Here is a 16239-nt window from a genome sequence, read left to right on the forward strand (position 1 = left end):
ATTTCGCCTCGTAGACTTTGCAATTTTTGGAGAAAAGTTTTTATTGAATTAAAATATTTTCAATAAAAAAAACTAATATCAGAACGATATTTTTATAGAATAATAAGACTATTCCGGAGCCTTAAAAACATTGTCATCAGAGTGAAAACCTGCCACACCGCCGCTTACCGCAAATTTCATTGCCGTAGCTGCACTCATTCCCACAACGGGTTTGATGTTTTTTTCTTCAGTTACGATGACCCATCCTGAAATGGCATAAGAATGCGGAAGATAGACCGCGACATAATTGTCTTTCTGAACAACGTCCATTTCTCTCTGAGTTAAAAAACCGATTCTCCAGATTTCCGGATTTTCGTTGGTTTTTACCCAGACAGGATCGCTGAATTTCTTTTTATCGCCCACAAATGAAGACATCACATCTTTCGTCGGCGAGTAAATATGTTTGATTCCTGGGATTTTTTCTAAAAGTCTGTCGATAGAATCAACAAAAAAGCGACCTACAACAAATTTATTTCCTAAAAATCCAAGTAAAGCAGTGACTAAAAGAACGGAGATAAAAACCAACCCTGGAATCTGTTTTGCAACCGAAGGAATGATATTATCGATAGACGTAATCACCGACCAGATCACATAAATGGTAAGTCCGATAGGTCCAATGATAATCAGTCCCTGAAAAAAGTTTTTCAGGAAGATATTGGTTACGCTTTCAAATGTTGGTTTCTTCAATTCTGATATTTATCCGTGGATGCTTTCTTTGTTTCCGTAAGATTTGATGACTTTGGCTTCGTATTCCAGCCATTCTTCCCAGCGGGCATTTACCTGATCAGGATCACCCAGTTCTCTTGCAAAACCTATAAAAGTGGTGTAATGATTGGCTTCTGAAATCATCAAGTCTCTGTAAAATGTTTTTAATTCTTCGTCCTTAATGTTTTCTGTTAAAACTTTAAAACGTTCACAACTTCTGGCTTCGATCATTGCTGCAAAAAGCATCTTATCGACGATTAAAGTATCTCTGTGACCTCCCTTTTGAATAAAATTGACTAATTCATTAACGTAATCGTCTTTTCTGGTACGTCCAAAAGTATAGCCCCGTTTTTTGATGATCTCCAAAACCTGTCCGAAATGTTCCAGTTCTTCCTGCGCAATAAGCAAAAGTTCAGATATAATATCCGGACGTTCAGGAAGCATCGTAATCAGTCCGATGGCGTTAGTAGCGGCCTTTTGTTCGCACCACGCGTGGTCTGTAAGGATTTCCTGAAGGTTTCCTTCTGCAATATTTGCCCATCTCGGGTCGGTAGGAAGTTTCAGCTTAAACATGACTCAAAAATTTCGGTAAATTTAATTAATAAAATTAACATTGAATGATGCTAAATTTCTAATTTGAAAATTCCATGTAAAGTAAGTGGCATAGAGTTGGTTTACGCTAAGTTAACAAACAAAAAAATCAACGATGGAAATTGCAAAAATTACTAAAAAAATACAGAATTCTGCATTGGCAATCCTGGCTTTAATCATGAGCACATTTGCCTCAGCACAGGAAGCTGTGGATTCTAAAGTTACCACAACCACAAAAACCACACATACCGAAGAGTGGTACGCAGACCCAACTTACATTATTATTGGTGCGGTTCTGTTTATTATTCTAGTAGCCGCTTTGGTGATGGGTGGAAGAAGGAGAAGAGATTAACAATAACGATTTAATGAAAAACCGTTCAATTTTATTGAGCGGTTTTTTTACGTAAAAATTCTAATATATTCCATCCGAAAGCATCAAATTTCTTTAATCCTGCAGAAATAATAAAAGCTAAAATGACATTAAAAACATAAATAATGATCATTAAAAGCCACCACGGCATGGTTTCTTTCATGGGTACGACCAAAAAATAAATTAAAGAAGAGCTGATTCCCTGTCCGAAATAAAAGAAAATGGCGTTTTTGCCGATGTATGTGACGAAATTTTCTTTGGTGATTTTTAAACGGTTGTAGAAAACGAAAAGTGTTGTGAGCGAAAATAGAGACCAAATGATGTACGGGATTTTCGGCGGAAACTTCTGTTTGTTGATTTTAAAGAAAATATCATTTCCAAAATACAGAAACATCCAAACTAAGGCTGCTGCAACCAATCCGTAAAGAACGGGAATCATTTTAGCAGGAATTTGTTTGCCTTTCATTCTATTTGCAACGAGGAAGACGGTCATGTAAAATGCTACGTATCCAACTTGTCCGTTAGGATAAATTTCAGGAAAAATGTTGAATAATGATGTTAAAGCGATGCAGATTCCTATAAACCAGTTGACGTGTTTCGGGAAAAATTTTAAAATTAAAACTCCAAATACGGTTAGGATAAAATAAACTTTCAGATACCAGAAACTTCCCATTACCACAGGGAAAGTGTCGGCATTATTGTACTCGTGCAGGTACCAGTTCCCAAGATTCTGCCATTGCGGAACTGTTGAAATGCTGGTTGCAGCATATTTTGATCCGAAAGTAGAGTAGAAGTTTTGCAGCCACTCAAGAGAGAAAAAGGTGAGTCCGAAAATTTTAAAGAAATAGTCTAAAAAGAACAGCAGCGTCACAAAAATCATGTACGTTATCTGCAGTTTCAGTAACCGGTAAAAAGTTTTTTCGATGTTTGAGCCCGATGTAATTCCACTCAAAGCATAGAAAAGAGCAACATCAAAAACCAGTGAAAAGACTCTCACTTCCGGCTGAATATAAAACTGCCCCGACCAGAACGCGGTGTGGATGAAAATAATGGAAAGTGTCGCCAGACCTTTCGCAAAATCAATATAAAGATCTCTGCTCATCTCAATGTGGAATATTTTTCAAAAGTACAAATAAAATATTTCCGTTAAAATTTCGTTAAGACAAATATTAAATCAACAAATAATGAAATTAAAAATATTGTTACTAATGACATTTTTCGCTGTCATCAATCTTTCGGCTCAAGGAAACCGTTTTATTTACGAATACCAATCGAGAAGAGATTCTACGAGAACCGACAGTCTTAAAAAGGAGTTCGTAAATCTCGATATTTTGCCTGCGAAATCTTATTTCTACGGTCAGGCAAAATTTGCGAGTGATTCTGCAGATAACGTCTCGCTTGCTAAACAACGAAATGCGACACCGGGAATTTACACTTTCAAGTCTACTATTCAGGATTGGAATATTGAGTATGTTATTGAAAAATCTTATCCTGATTTTACTATGAAATGGTTTACTCAAATCGAACAAACCGATTTAAATGTGGAAGAAAAAACCGAAATTAAATGGAACATCTTACCGGAAACAGCAAAAATAGAAAATTACAACTGCCAGAAAGCAACAACAAAATTTGGCGGAAGATTCTGGGAAGCGTGGTTTTCCAAAGATTTGCCATTTCCCGACGGACCGTATAAATTTCATGGCTTGCCAGGTCTGATTGTAAAATTGGAAGATCAGACAAAATCACATCAGTTTCTATTAAACGGCAGCAAAAAATTAAAAAGCAAGGATGAATCCTGGGATTTGATTTTAGCCTTGAGAAAAGAAGCAGAAAATGAGACGAAAAGTGTGAAAGTTACACCCGAACAATATAAAAAGCTTTATTTATCCTATAAAAATGATCCTGCAAAAGATATTAAACTGAAGCTTTCAAGCCCGAATACCAGAATGGAAATTAGTTTTGGTGATGGCAGAGTAATTAAAGATAATGCCGAAATCATTAAGTATTATGAAGGAACGCTTTCGGAAAAATATAAGAACAATAATAATCAGCTGGAACTCAATTTGCATAAAAAATAGAAAATTTAGTCAAACCATCTTGTTAATCAATAAATAATCAGTACATTTGCACCTCGAAATAACTAAAAATTTATAAACAATGTTTGCAATTGTAGAAATAGCAGGGCTTCAATATAAAGTTGAGCAAGACCAGAGACTGTTTGTAAACCGTTTAGCAGGAGACAAAGGAGGAAAGGTATCTTTCGATAAAGTACTTCTTACTGTAAACGGAGCAATCACGGTAGGCGCCCCAGCTGTAAGCGGAATCACTGTAGAAGCAGAGATCCTTGATCACGTAAAAGCTGATAAAGTAATCGTTTTCAAAAAGAAAAGAAGAAAAGGTTATCAGGTAAAGAACGGTCACAGACAGTCATTAACTCAGATCAAAATCACTGGAATCACAGGATTTGACGGAGCTAAAAAAGAAACTAAAGCGAAAAAAGCTCCTAAGACTGAGGAAGCTGGCGCAGAATAATTGTTTAACCAAAAAACCATAAACTAAAATGGCACACAAAAAAGGAGTCGGTAGTTCCAAGAACGGTAGAGAATCTCACTCTAAAAGATTAGGTGTAAAGATTTTCGGTGGACAAGACGCTATCGCTGGAAACATTATTGTAAGACAAAGAGGTACTCAGCACCACCCGGGTGAAAACGTTGGGATCGGTAAAGATCACACTTTGCACGCACTTGTAGACGGTAAAGTAGTTTTCAGAAAGAAAGCAAACAACAGATCATTTGTATCTATTGAACCAAACGCATAATTCATTTAGCGTTTTATAAAATAAAATCCTCAGCATTTTTGTTGGGGATTTTTTGTGTCTGAAGTTGAACGTCGATATAGTTTCAAGCACATGAGTCACATAAGGTAGTTTGACATGTCTGGCGTTTTATTTTAGAACACGTCAGAATTGAAAAATCAAAGATTTTTCAGTGTGTATTTTTTTAAGCCGACATTTTTTAAATGTCTTTTTATAATAGACAACGATAAATTGCGGACAGGAAAAATTTTAATTTTGCTCTGATGTGTTCTAAAATATACAGTATAAAAAAGTGGAAATCTATGTGACTGATGTGTCAAGCCTGCAACGAAAGGAATTAAAAATAAAACTGAAATCCTGCCTTAATGCCAAATTTTGAAGCATCAGGTCGGTCAAGATAATTTCCTCTCCAGTTGAAGTCTACACGAATGATTCTGATGTTTCCGAAGCCAATGTTTTCGATACCGAATCCGTATTCGTAATAAATCTGCTGATCAGGAGCAGAATATTTTAAATTATCAACATTGATATTTTTGGAAGCGTCACTCAGGGTTCCATAAGCTCCTCTGATGAAAGCAACTTCTCTCAGCTTCAACTTCTTAATCAAAGGGATAAACGAAAGTATTTTACCGTTAAAATGGTGCTCAATATGAAGAGTAGAGTAGGTGTCTGCCACAAACTCATAATAATTCAGCTGTGCAAAAGTATTGGGAACCAAACCGTAACTCTGGTTGGCCGGAATAATGTTCTGCAAAGCCAGCGGAACGGTATCAAAGTTTTTCCCAGCCTCAAAATTCAGAAAAGTTTTTCCCCAGCTTCCCAGCAACATTGGTTTATAAAACATAAACTGCAGTTTGTTGTAATTAAAATCTGCATTAAACAAACCTTCAATTCCACGGGTATATTTCAGAACAATGGTTGGTGCCAACGTGCTGTGTTCGTATCTGTCGACTCCGGTTTGAGAGAATTTTGCTCCCGGTCTGGCAATTAAACTGATGGTAACACGCGAATCATTTACGGTTTTTCTGAGGTCTCCGTTTCTATAATACATCAGGTTAAAATCTGCAGGATTGGCAGATTTGATGCTTTGTAAAGTACCGTCCACTCTCACCTGAAAGTTTTTCCACGGTTCAACAGAAGTGAAAAAGCTGGTTTGGGTTACCGAACTTAAAGATGCGTTTTCTCCTCTCGCAAAAACCGTTGAAGAAGCGAATGAACGGGATAGAATGCCGTCTTCTGTAGTAAGCTGTACGCCAAGTTGGGTAATGTCTCTTTTGGTTCCGCCACCAATCATGAAACGGTTGACGCGGTTGAACATGTAGCGGCCTTCCACACCATATTTGAATTGCTGGTCTTTAAAACCATACGCATTATAAAATTCAATTCTCCACGGATCGTTTTGAGTGAAATAAGTTCGTGCTCCGATTCTTATTCTGTCGCCTTCCACTTCGTTTTTACCATAAACGGAGGTAATAGGTCCTAAATCAATACCTTTTGTGACGTTGTAATATCGTGAAGCCAATGTTTCATACAATTTTACAATACGGTTGAATTTTGGGGTCTGCTGAAGTTTTTCAAGCATTTCATAAACACCTTTTTCCTGTTTGGAAAGAGAGTCGGGTCTTGCATTGGTCCAGAATTCATCGTTTTTTTCTACAAATTTAGCATCGTATTCTTCTTCTTTCCTTGTGAAAATATCGTCTGCAAGATGTTTGTTAAACTGATAATTGGAGTAATCCACAGAGCGTTTTGCGAGAAGACTCTTGGAATTTTTCTTTTTTGAAAAAGGGGTAAGTTCAATTTGTGTTACCAGTTTTTTCGGAAGGAAAGTTTCGTCGTCAGGATTGCTGTATTCCAGTTCAGTATAAATTGAATTAATGAAATTCACGCTGATTTTACTGGTCGATTTCAAGGTTGCCGCTAAAACAGCATACGTTTCTGTATCAATGTAAAGATAGCCCTGAAAAGCCAAAACATCTTTTCTGCGGGGTTCATACCGGATTCTGTAAGCTCTGTTTCCGCTGATGGAAATTGTGTCGCTCAACTGATAATCGTACGTGCTGAAACCATCCGTAGATACAGGACTTTGAAATCCAATATCGAAATAATTTAAAGTATTATCGTAAATATTAATGTCACGGTATAGATTTTTCGCCGTAATCGCGACCACCTGATTGTCCTGAAAACCTGAAGTCTTTTGTGCTGTAAGAAGCTTTTTAGTCTTTTTTGCCGGACGGTTTACTCCGAAATTTTCGTACACAGATTCATTTAGAAAAACAGGAAGAGCCATTGTTCCGTTGGCAGTGGAATCGGCGTAATCAAAAATAAAATCGAGTTTATTGAAAACCTTTCGGTTCATGAATGCGCTGTCGATATTATTCGCATCAAACTGAATTTTTTCGTATTCTTTATAACTGTAGCTGTCGAATTTTTCCAGTCCGTTGTTTCTTTTGCGCTTCCAGACTTCCTGCATAATGGCGTAGGCAGGATTTTCTTTTTTATTCTTATATTTTGGCTTGGTATTCTGAATCACAACTTCGTCAATCGCACTTTCTTTTTCTGGGGAAAGCTTGATCTGAAGGTTGTTTTCAATTGCTGTAACTTCCAAGACAGCATAATTTTTCCTTTCAAACCTGATTTTGTAAATAATCGTGTCTGAACTTACCGTAAACTGTGATGAGGTGGTTGTTAACGCGGCTACAGTCTTGTCGTTAATAAAAATGCTGACTCCGCTGAGATCTTTGTTGGTTTTAGCGTCTGTAATTTTTCCGGTAACGGAAGTTTGTGCGAAAAAAAAGCCTGTGGTAAAGAGGGAAGATATAAAAAGAAAATATTTATAAATCTGTGTAGACATCATTTGATTCATCGAGCATTTAGCGTAAACAAAAAGCGTGCTGAAATTTATTTAAACTAAATATTTTTTAAGAGCTTTTGTCTCTGATTATTAAGGTGCAAATGTAACGAAAAAAACAGTCCCGATATTGTGTGGTGGTGAAAGTTTATTATGTTTGAAACAGCAACGTAGGTTTTAGGTAAAAATCAATAATATTTTCCTAAGAAAATTCGTAAACTTTAATGGTTGATTTTTTTTGTTTTATTCCAAATTTTGGGATTGATCCTAAAAAATTTCAGACTGCAGCTACGAGGTGTACGTGACAGATCATTTTTTCTCTTTATACTGTCAAAACTTTTTGCTTAGTCCCCAAGTTTTAATACTGATCCCTGATCTACAGAATGTATGATATAGATGTAATACATAAAAAAACCGCAATCATTTATGACTGCGGTCTTGCTCCTCCTGCTGGGCTCGAACCAGCGACCCTCTGATTAACAGTCAGATGCTCTAACCAACTGAGCTAAGGAGGAATGTTGCTCTTTTAAGGTGGTGCAAATATAAAAGGAAAAATAATAGCTTACAAGTTTTTTCTTCGCATTAATGCATGAATTCAGCTATCTTTTTATATTTCAGGGAATTAATTTTTAATTAAATTTAAAACAGAACACAAAAAAAAGACCTACATTTCTGTAAGTCTTTTTGCTCCTCCTGCTGGGCTCGAACCAGCGACCCTCTGATTAACAGTCAGATGCTCTAACCAACTGAGCTAAGGAGGAATGTCCTTATTTTTAAGTGGTGCAAATATAGGACAGATATTTAAACCACGCAAGTTTTTAAATTAAATTTTTTAAAAAAATCAGAATCCTCCGGTTATCATTTTAAAAATATCATTTCCAAAAATGAGTAACATTAATCCTAACAGGAAGATAACGCCCACCATTTGAGCATTTTCCAGGATTTTCTGTGGCACAGGTTTTCCTACAATCATTTCATATAATGTGAAGATAACATGTCCGCCATCTAATCCAGGAATAGGAATTAAGTTTAAGAATGCCAACCATACCGAGAACATTGCCGTAAAGCTCCAGAACCAGGTCCAGTCAATCGAGAGACTGCCGTCTTTAGCTTTATCTACCTGCATTTTATTGATGATTGCCAACGGGCCGCCTACTTTTTTATAACCCTGAACTTTAGCATTAAAAATCAGTTTAAATTGCTTCACCTGATAGGTCAAACTTTCAATACTCCTTGTAAAGCCTCTTCCGACAGATTGCGCAAATGTGAAATGTTTGGTTTCATAAAACTTTTTCATCTGCTTGTAAGAAGCCAAGCCTAAAGTCGCCTCTTTAGATACCTCCAAAACCAGAGGAGTAGTGGTGCCGTTTCTCAGTACATCAACATTAATGTTTTTTCCTGCACTGCTTCTTACGATTTCCTGAAATTCATCATAGTAAGTGATTTTCTTCCCATCCACACCAACTACCTGGTCTCCAACTTTCAGGCCTGCCTGTTCTGTTTTAGGATTGTAAATAGAATCAATTACTGCCGGAAATCTCGGTGTAAGAAAAGCTCTTGGGTTTTCATCTCTGAAAGCTAGTGCCTTTCCGTCGTCACTTGTAGGGAATGTAACTTCTTTTCCGTCTCTCAAAACAGTAATTTCGTCGCTTAACAGAACGTCTAATGCTAATTTATCCAGATTGTTCTGGGTTTTACCGTCAACTTTGAGAATTTTATCTCCATCTTTGAAACCCATTGCCTTTGCAATATTGGTGTAATTCATCGGAGCATTCACTTTCGAAGTGTCAAAAGATGTTTCTCCGTTAAAGAAAGACAAACTTCCAAAAATGATCCATGCCAAAAAGAAGTTCACGGTAACACCACCCAGCATAATGATTAACCTCTGCCAAGCTGGTTTTGCTCTGAATTCCCAGGGTTTTGCAGGCTGTTTCAGCATTTCGGTATCCATACTTTCGTCTACCATTCCTGCAATTTTCACGTAGCCACCAAAAGGCAGCCATCCGATACCGTATTTTACGCCTTCATATTTTCTCCAATCGCTATCCGGAAGTACAGAAACGTCGATAGGTTTAAGCACTTTTTTACCGTTCACCTCAACCTCTTCCTCGGTAGGCTGGTTTGGGGTGAAAAATTTATATCTCCATTTTCCATTGATTTTCTTCATGGCGAAGATGGAAAAGTAAGGGTCGAAAAATAAAAAGAATTTATCTACTTTGGTTTTAAACCATTTGGCGGGCAGGAAATGCCCAAGTTCGTGAAGAATGACTAAAATAGAAATGCTCAAAATAAATTGAAACACTTTAATTGCTATTTCCATTAATTATTTTTAAATTATAATTTGCAAAGGTAACAATTATCAAAAGGATGCCAAACAAAAAGCCTCTCTAAATGAGAAGCTTTGTCATATCTTAAGGGGATTTAAAAATTAAAAGATATACCCAGACTGCCATTGTTTCCGACTTCCGCAAACACGCCGATATTCTGTGTGAAAAAGTATCTCGCTCCGATGTGAGCGCCGATTCCGAATTCTCTGTGCAGAACTCCAACATCTACGCCGGGATAAATATCCAGCTTTTCAGGAAGTTCCAGTGTTTTATTTAAATGGAAATTCACTCTTCCGAAGGCAAAAAAGCGGTTGTCACTATTATTGTCTTTGAAGTTTTCAAAATAAATATTCAATCCCGCTCCTATAGAAATCAGATCGTTAATACCGTAGTCGTAAGTTCCCGTGATTCCGGTTCCGTAGCCCCACGCGCTGAGTCCTGCATTTACCTTCTGGTCGCCACTTCCGGTGTATGCCTGTGCACTGACTGTCATGCCCGAAAATACTAAAATCATCATTAAAAACAATTTCTTCATAGTCTATTTTTTAAGTTAAATAAGTTTTGCTCACATTGATTTAAGCCTTTCTGAGTAAAGCAAAGTTGCGTTGAATTTTCGATTATTATTAGCTCATTTCCAAAATTAAGAAATTTACTGTAATTCCCATCGGTATGCATTTCTCTGGTTTCCCGAACAACCTGTATTTTATAAGTTAGATAGGACAATATTAAAATTATTGCGAAAAGGCCTATCTTTAAATTCGAAAAATTCATTAAATGAAAAAATATATTACAGTTCTTTTATTTCTTTCAAATTTCTTTGCATTTTCTCAAAACAAAATCAAAATGTATAACGAGCGAAAGGGTGATTCTATTACATTTTATGTTGACAATGCTGAAATTTATCCTGTATCATTGGTATTTAATGGTCAGCCTGAAGCAGAAAACCTGAGAAAACCCGATGTATTTAAAACCACTCAGGTGATTCCCGGCAAAACCAGCAGATACCGCGTGACATATTTTGTAGTAAATGATAAAAAGAAAGGCTGGAATCTGAAAAAAATGCCCGGTTACCAGTCTTACATCGGAGACATTACCATAAAGCAATACGACAAAAACTACCAGTATGATCTGCCTTTCGGGAAAGGAAAAGCGTTTTATATTCATCAGGGATATAACGGCACATTTTCGCATCAGAATGAAAATTCGTTAGACTTTATCATGCCCGAAGGCACCGAAGTTTTAGCTGCCAGAGACGGTTTGGTGATTGATATTGTACAACATAACGACAAAAGCTGTCCTACAAAAAACTGTGCTGCCTTTGGAAATTATGTATCTGTTTTACATCCTGACGGTACTATTGCGCAGTATTTTCATTTAATGCAAAATGGAGCCAAAGTGAAAGTAGGTGATACCGTTACCAAAAGCCAACCTATTGCACAAAGCGGAAATACAGGCTGGAGCAGCGGACCACATCTTCATTTCGTTACATATCTCCCGAGTTCCACAGGTGAGAAACAGAGAATTACTTTGAAAACCCTTTTTAAAACCGGACATGGTGATAAGGTGGAATATCTGGAGGAGAAGAAATCTTATGCGAGAGGGTATTAGATTAAGAGAGAAAGTCAGCCAATGCGACTCGATTACTACCATCAATTCCGACTTCTTGAAGAGCATTTTTATGTATAATTTGACGAAAAGAGAAAAAGGTTTACCACCTGAAGAAGTGAAGTGATTTTTTGATTTTAAAACAAATCCCCGAAGAGGTGATCTTCGAGGACTTTGTGGGTATCGCCCTTTCAGGATTTTTCAATTTAATTCTGATTCAAAATTATCTCAAATCGATAAAATTATCCGTAGGATTCACATCTGCCATTCTTTGGCTTAAATCAATTCCCAACATAGATATTTGAGATTTTGAGTAAGGAATGGTAAGTGTGTATTCTTTCTGCGTCCAGGGCCAGTATTTTTCTGTTTTGAAATCGCCGTAGCCGTCCTCCTGTTTCCAGCTGCGGGTCATGTTCATCGGGATTTGGTAGGTCACGATTTTATTGTCTTTCGTCATGATGCTGAAGTCAACAGGCATCGGGATCTGGCTGTTGTTAACTAAAGTTATCGTTGTAGATTTTGAATCGTATTTTACGTCTTTAATTCCGTAGTCAATGGTTTTCGTAGTATTGATCCAGTAATGATGAAACCATTTCAGATCCATACCAGAAACTTTTTGAGCAATGTGAAGGAAATCTCTGTCTGTAGGGTGTTTCATAGCCCACTGATCAAAATATTCTTTCATTATTTTTTCTAAATTCTGCTCGCCTACGATGTAGCCCAACTGAACAAGATACAATTCACCTTTCACATAACTTGCAAAACTGTACGCCGTACCGTTGTCGTGGTGGTCGCCCAACCAAACGGCAGGCTCTTCGATTCCTCTTTTTACAATATTTCTGTAAGCATCAATTTTCTCCACAAATGGGTTTGGCCGCTCGTCTTTTGGAGGAAACAGCTGGTGCATCACAATGCTTTCGGCATAGCTGGTGAAACCCTCATCCATCCACGGTCTCAAAGGTTCGTTGGTTGCGAGCATCTGCTGATACCATGAGTGCGAACCTTCGTGAACCATCAGTCCCATTAAATCCTCTACACTTCCTGCTTCACCTAAAATCATAGTACACATCCCGTATTCCATTCCGCCGTCACCACCCTGAATGAAAGCATAAGAAGGATAAGCATATTTCCCGAAACGGGAATTCATGATCTGGAAATATTTCGTCACATAAGGCTTTGCCTCGCTCCAGACTTTGGTTTTATCGTTTTTCTGATATACGAAAAACACTTTCGGTCCCTGAGGAACATCAAAACTTTCTATTGAATAATCTTTATCTGCCGCCCAGGCGAAGTCGAGCATATTTTTAGCCGACCATTTCCATGTAGCTTTGTTTTTATCGGCTTTGATTGTGGCTGAAGCATCGTAACCTTTTACTTCAGTCGGATTTAAAAGCGTTCCACCTGCTCCCACGACGTAGTCTTTGTTGATTTTAATGGTCACATCAAAATCTGAAAACGGCGCATGAAATTCTCTTCCCACGTAATCGAAAGTTGCCCAGCCATCGTAATCGTATTCAGCGATTTTCGGATACCATTGAGACATCGTCATATCGACGCCTTCACGGTTATTTCGTCCTGCTCTTCTGATCTGTTGTGGAATCACAGCGTCCCACTCCATGGTAAAAGTGGTTTTGGAATTGGGTTTTAAAGGTTCATTTAAATACACCTTCATCACGGTTTCCTGAATTTCAAACTTTACATTTTTGCCATTCTGTTTGATCCAGTGAATATTCTGTGAACCTTCCTGATCTTTAGGAATTGAAGCTAATCTTGAAACGCCGTTTTTCTGCAATCTCGAGTCTCCGTTTTTTCCCTGTCCGGCCACCCTTTGATCCATCATTGAATTAGGTTTAAAAGCATTCCAGTACAAATGGAAGTACACGACATTGAGCTCGTCGGGAGAGTTGTTGGAGTAATTTAAAGTCTGATTTCCTTCGTAGGTAAATTTTTCTGCATTGACATCAATATCCATTTTGTACTGGGCAGCCTGCTGATAATAAGCTTTCTGCTGCGCCTGTAATTGTGAAATGATCAAGGCAAAGAGTATTGCAAACGATTTTTTCATTGAAGATTTTATTTTTTTTAAAGGTAAGTATTTTTTTGAGTTTCGCACAGATTACACAGATTTTCACAGATGAGTACGGACTTTATAAGCCTAAAATGCAACTGTACCAATCGGTGAAAAGCATCAGTGTTATTTGCGTTGAAATGAATTATTTTTTTAATCAAAGTAATCTGTCCTAAATGATAATAGCAATGCTCGATCATTCCATCCATGTTTCTGAGATAGGTATCATATTTTTCATCTACAAAAACTTCACTGAGTTTAGAATCAGGCATCTGCTCCAATAATGTTGCGAATTTTTCAGAATCGTTCCAAAGTTTATTTAAAAGAGATTCCCATTGTTCCTGAGATTCAATTGGCTGAAGATCAAAACTGAATCTGTCTTTAATTTCCAGTTCGCCACCTTCTAAAACGTTCAGAATTCCGGCGATGTAATAATCAATATGAAAAGTGAGCATGGCGATGGTGTTGAGATTGGCAATTTTTGTATTTGCCTGCTGCCAAGTTACATCTGAAAGCTGATCTTTAAAATTGGTATTGGCAATCCATTTTCCATCCAATACAACTTCACGGAATCTTCTGGCTAATTGTGAGGGTGTGCTCATTGTTTTAAATTTAAATATCTTAAAGATAATATTTTTTTTAGCTCCCACAGATCTCGCAGATTTTCACAGATTCGTTTTAAAAACAGTAAAATAATTATTGCCACAAATTCACGAATGATACTGTATCATTTTCTAAGTAACATTGACAAGGTTGGTAACGATTAAACCGTAAAAAAAATCCTTCAGGGTTTTGAAAACCTTGAAGGATTAGATTATAAGTTAAGTTGAAAACTATTTTTTAGAAGAAAGCTCTTTCTTTCCGCTTTGAAAAATCTTTTCCAGAATTCTTAAAGTGATCAGATACGTTGGTTTTACACCTGTCAGTCCTAAACCTCCTGAAGATAATGTAGCTCCCGTTTCCAAAGGATTATCAGAAGCGTAGTATGCGTAACTTACAAAAAGATCCGGCGCAATGTGATGTCTGATTTTTGACGCAACCTGAATGGCTTTTTGGTAATGTGCACCTTCCATTTCAAGTCCAATCGCCTTCCATGAAGTGTTCATAAAATAAGAAAGAATGTCTCTGTTCTGAAGCGATGTTCCCAAAACGGTAATCATCGGCCCTTCGAAAGCTTTCAGTTCATCATCTTTGAAATCTTCAAGCTTTAAGGCATTTTCAAATGGGTAATTATCTGCAGTTCCTTCGAAGATATGGGAAGTCGGAATCATAATGTCGCCTTTTCCGCCGGCAAGAATTCCCGCTTTCCCCATGATGGAGACTGATTTTACTTTCATCATGTACACTTCACCTTTTTGCTCGAAAGGTCTCAGCAATTCATCCATCACCTCAAAGGCCTGTTCGCCAAATGCGTAATCGAAAACCAAAACAACATCGTCTCCGGTAAATTTAGTATCACTGAAAGGCGTGTTTTTCAAATCAATTTTGCTTAAATCGATGATCTGAACGTCAATATTACTGCCGCTGCGGTCGTCAATATAAATTAATCCCTGCTCCTGAGAGTATTTTAATACCTTATCACGAAGATCTTTCTTGTTAGAAATTTCCTGATAAAGTTTGTAATCAACTTCTTTGGTCTGTTTTTTCTTCAATGCATCGTTCCCGAAAAGCATGTTTTTCACCGAATGCATATTCGCAGAAATAATGTGTAACGGACGCATGTGAAGATCATTCTCAAATAAAACTTCTTTCACTTTGTGGGCCCATTTTTCACCGAAATAGTGATGCCCAACTCGTTCTTTTAAGATTGCACTGAAATAAATTTCGCGCTCACGGCTTTGTTTGGCATCTTCAAGACTCACTTTCCCAAGATGGTAAATGATTTTGAATAATCTGTCCGGATTCTCATCGTCACCGAAAGTATTGTAGGCATTTAGAGTTTCATCAAAAGTTCTTCCTATTAAAGAAGAAAGATGAATCAACGCAACTTCTTTTTCCCTTCTGCTGAATTTCTTCTCACCTTTCACTACTTCTTCAATGATCTTGAAAGCTCTTGTCGGCTTCCAGTTCTCATCCTGAATAAACGCGAGGTTGCGGATTTTATCGGCTTCTATAAATAAGAATGTTAAGTGGGTAAGAATATCATAGATTTCTGAACGTCCCAACAGAACTTCGATGTTCATCTGATGTTCGTCGATACGGTAACAGTTTCTTCTTCTCTTTTTAGGCACGATCGGCTCGAAACTTCCTTTATCAAAGCCTTCGTCTGATGTAAGATGTATGAAAGCACATTCTTCTATACCTTCCGGAAGTCTGTCTAAAACATACATCAAACCATCTAACTCCAACTTGCTTGGAACGCTCATGGTACCGTAAATTTCGGGATTGATCGTTTTCAACAAACTTCTAATGCTTTCTCCGGAAACTCCGCTTGGCTTGAAAAAACCTCTATAAAACAGGTGTCTCATAGAAATGTATAGTCTTTCAATTGCCTCGGTGGTTTCTCTTGCTCTAGAATTTGTCATATATTAAATTTTTTATAAAAAGTCTCGCAAGTTACGAAAAATAATTTTAACATTTTAAATAACTTGTTTTCAGTTGCTTAATCTTTAAAACTAAAAACCCAGTCGACATATTTAAAGTTTTTTAAAATTAATACTTGCCGGAAAATGTGAAAAGAAATTCAGAATAATTTTTATTCATATTAAAAGAAATTAAAATTCAGAGTCGGGAATTTAATTTAAATTGCAAAAGTTTTTTCTGAAAATTATTTGGAAAAACTCAGTTAACCCTCGAAAATCATAGGTTAATTTAATTTTAAACATATTTAAACCTCAAAAAATCATAAAAATTTAGGGGTATTTTATT

13 protein-coding genes, 2 tRNA genes and 1 pseudogene are annotated in these 16239 nt (G+C 37.0%); 5 read left to right on the forward strand and 11 right to left on the reverse strand.

Going from position 1 to position 16239, the window contains the following annotated elements:
• Positions 1-108: 108 nt before the first annotated feature.
• On the reverse strand, positions 109-726 hold the full coding sequence (locus NG809_RS10300) for a DUF502 domain-containing protein (protein ID WP_191737130.1): 618 nt from the start codon (positions 724-726) through the stop codon (positions 109-111).
• Between the two features lie 9 nt (positions 727-735).
• Positions 736-1317, reverse strand: coding sequence for a tRNA-(ms[2]io[6]A)-hydroxylase (miaE, locus tag NG809_RS10305; RefSeq protein WP_262150373.1), 582 nt, complete (start codon positions 1315-1317; stop codon positions 736-738).
• A gap of 133 nt (positions 1318-1450) precedes the next feature.
• Between miaE and NG809_RS10310 the strand changes: the two genes are divergently transcribed.
• Positions 1451-1687 carry a hypothetical protein gene (locus tag NG809_RS10310; RefSeq protein ID WP_262150375.1) on the forward strand — a complete coding sequence of 79 codons (237 nt, stop codon included), beginning with the start codon at positions 1451-1453 and terminating at the stop codon, positions 1685-1687.
• A 31-nt stretch (positions 1688-1718) separates the two neighbouring features.
• Here NG809_RS10310 and NG809_RS10315 read toward each other — a convergent pair whose 3' ends face one another.
• Positions 1719-2807 carry an acyltransferase family protein gene (locus NG809_RS10315; RefSeq protein WP_262150377.1) on the reverse strand — a complete coding sequence of 363 codons (1089 nt, stop codon included), beginning with the start codon at positions 2805-2807 and terminating at the stop codon, positions 1719-1721.
• 82 nt (positions 2808-2889) lie between these two features.
• Between NG809_RS10315 and NG809_RS10320 the strand changes: the two genes are divergently transcribed.
• From NG809_RS10320 to rpmA, 3 genes and pseudogenes are all read left to right on the forward strand, one after another.
• Positions 2890-3783, forward strand: a complete 894-nt coding sequence (locus NG809_RS10320) for a GLPGLI family protein (protein WP_262150379.1) — start codon at positions 2890-2892, stop codon at positions 3781-3783.
• 79 nt (positions 3784-3862) lie between these two features.
• Positions 3863-4213: pseudogene (gene rplU / locus NG809_RS10325) on the forward strand (50S ribosomal protein L21); the annotation flags it as partial.
• Between the two features lie 52 nt (positions 4214-4265).
• The gene (gene rpmA / locus NG809_RS10330) at positions 4266-4523 is read left to right on the forward strand and encodes a 50S ribosomal protein L27 (protein WP_056083481.1); all 258 of its coding nucleotides are present in this window, start codon (positions 4266-4268) and stop codon (positions 4521-4523) included.
• Positions 4524-4857: 334 nt separating this feature from the next.
• On the opposite strand, the gene NG809_RS10335 is transcribed toward rpmA, so the two are convergent.
• From NG809_RS10335 to NG809_RS10355, 5 genes are all read right to left on the reverse strand, one after another.
• Positions 4858-7377 carry a DUF5686 family protein gene (locus NG809_RS10335; RefSeq protein WP_262150383.1) on the reverse strand — a complete coding sequence of 840 codons (2520 nt, stop codon included), beginning with the start codon at positions 7375-7377 and terminating at the stop codon, positions 4858-4860.
• Between the two features lie 435 nt (positions 7378-7812).
• Positions 7813-7886: transfer RNA gene (locus tag NG809_RS10340), tRNA-Asn, on the reverse strand.
• Positions 7887-8058: 172 nt separating this feature from the next.
• Positions 8059-8132 (reverse strand) — tRNA-Asn (locus NG809_RS10345).
• A gap of 80 nt (positions 8133-8212) precedes the next feature.
• On the reverse strand, positions 8213-9691 hold the full coding sequence (gene rseP, locus NG809_RS10350) for an RIP metalloprotease RseP (protein WP_262150385.1): 1479 nt from the start codon (positions 9689-9691) through the stop codon (positions 8213-8215).
• A 101-nt stretch (positions 9692-9792) separates the two neighbouring features.
• Positions 9793-10233, reverse strand: coding sequence for a DUF6646 family protein (locus NG809_RS10355; RefSeq protein WP_262150388.1), 441 nt, complete (start codon positions 10231-10233; stop codon positions 9793-9795).
• A gap of 239 nt (positions 10234-10472) precedes the next feature.
• On the opposite strand from NG809_RS10355, the gene NG809_RS10360 reads away from it, so the two are divergent.
• Positions 10473-11306, forward strand: coding sequence for a M23 family metallopeptidase (locus NG809_RS10360; RefSeq protein WP_262150390.1), 834 nt, complete (start codon positions 10473-10475; stop codon positions 11304-11306).
• 220 nt (positions 11307-11526) lie between these two features.
• Here NG809_RS10360 and NG809_RS10365 read toward each other — a convergent pair whose 3' ends face one another.
• The 3 genes from NG809_RS10365 to NG809_RS10375 form a co-directional block, all read right to left on the reverse strand.
• Positions 11527-13368 (reverse strand): M1 family metallopeptidase, encoded by a 1842-nt coding sequence (locus tag NG809_RS10365; protein ID WP_262150392.1) that lies wholly within the window; start codon positions 13366-13368, stop codon positions 11527-11529.
• 17 nt (positions 13369-13385) lie between these two features.
• Positions 13386-13973: a DinB family protein gene (locus NG809_RS10370; RefSeq protein WP_317619147.1), complete on the reverse strand. Its 588-nt coding sequence runs from the start codon at positions 13971-13973 to the stop codon at positions 13386-13388.
• Positions 13974-14204: 231 nt separating this feature from the next.
• Positions 14205-15896, reverse strand: a complete 1692-nt coding sequence (locus tag NG809_RS10375; protein ID WP_262150394.1) for a DUF6909 family protein — start codon at positions 15894-15896, stop codon at positions 14205-14207.
• Positions 15897-16239: the final 343 nt, after the last annotated feature.

Source organism: Chryseobacterium foetidum, assembly GCF_025457425.1.
Classification (GTDB): domain Bacteria; phylum Bacteroidota; class Bacteroidia; order Flavobacteriales; family Weeksellaceae; genus Chryseobacterium; species Chryseobacterium foetidum.

Excerpts from the sequence above, each read along its gene's own strand:
- NG809_RS10370 (WP_317619147.1), bottom strand. The coding sequence starts at position 13,973 with ATGAGCACACCCTCACAATTAGCCAGAAGATTCCGTGAAGTTGTATTG.
- rseP (WP_262150385.1), bottom strand. The coding sequence starts at position 9,691 with ATGGAAATAGCAATTAAAGTGTTTCAATTTATTTTGAGCATTTCTATT.
- NG809_RS10365 (WP_262150392.1), bottom strand. The coding sequence starts at position 13,368 with ATGAAAAAATCGTTTGCAATACTCTTTGCCTTGATCATTTCACAATTA.
- NG809_RS10375 (WP_262150394.1), bottom strand. The coding sequence starts at position 15,896 with ATGACAAATTCTAGAGCAAGAGAAACCACCGAGGCAATTGAAAGACTA.
- miaE (WP_262150373.1), bottom strand. The coding sequence starts at position 1,317 with ATGTTTAAGCTGAAACTTCCTACCGACCCGAGATGGGCAAATATTGCA.
- NG809_RS10315 (WP_262150377.1), bottom strand. The coding sequence starts at position 2,807 with ATGAGCAGAGATCTTTATATTGATTTTGCGAAAGGTCTGGCGACACTT.
- NG809_RS10360 (WP_262150390.1), top strand. The coding sequence starts at position 10,473 with ATGAAAAAATATATTACAGTTCTTTTATTTCTTTCAAATTTCTTTGCA.
- NG809_RS10335 (WP_262150383.1), bottom strand. The coding sequence starts at position 7,377 with ATGATGTCTACACAGATTTATAAATATTTTCTTTTTATATCTTCCCTC.
- NG809_RS10355 (WP_262150388.1), bottom strand. The coding sequence starts at position 10,233 with ATGAAGAAATTGTTTTTAATGATGATTTTAGTATTTTCGGGCATGACA.
- rpmA (WP_056083481.1), top strand. The coding sequence starts at position 4,266 with ATGGCACACAAAAAAGGAGTCGGTAGTTCCAAGAACGGTAGAGAATCT.
- NG809_RS10310 (WP_262150375.1), top strand. The coding sequence starts at position 1,451 with ATGGAAATTGCAAAAATTACTAAAAAAATACAGAATTCTGCATTGGCA.
- NG809_RS10320 (WP_262150379.1), top strand. The coding sequence starts at position 2,890 with ATGAAATTAAAAATATTGTTACTAATGACATTTTTCGCTGTCATCAAT.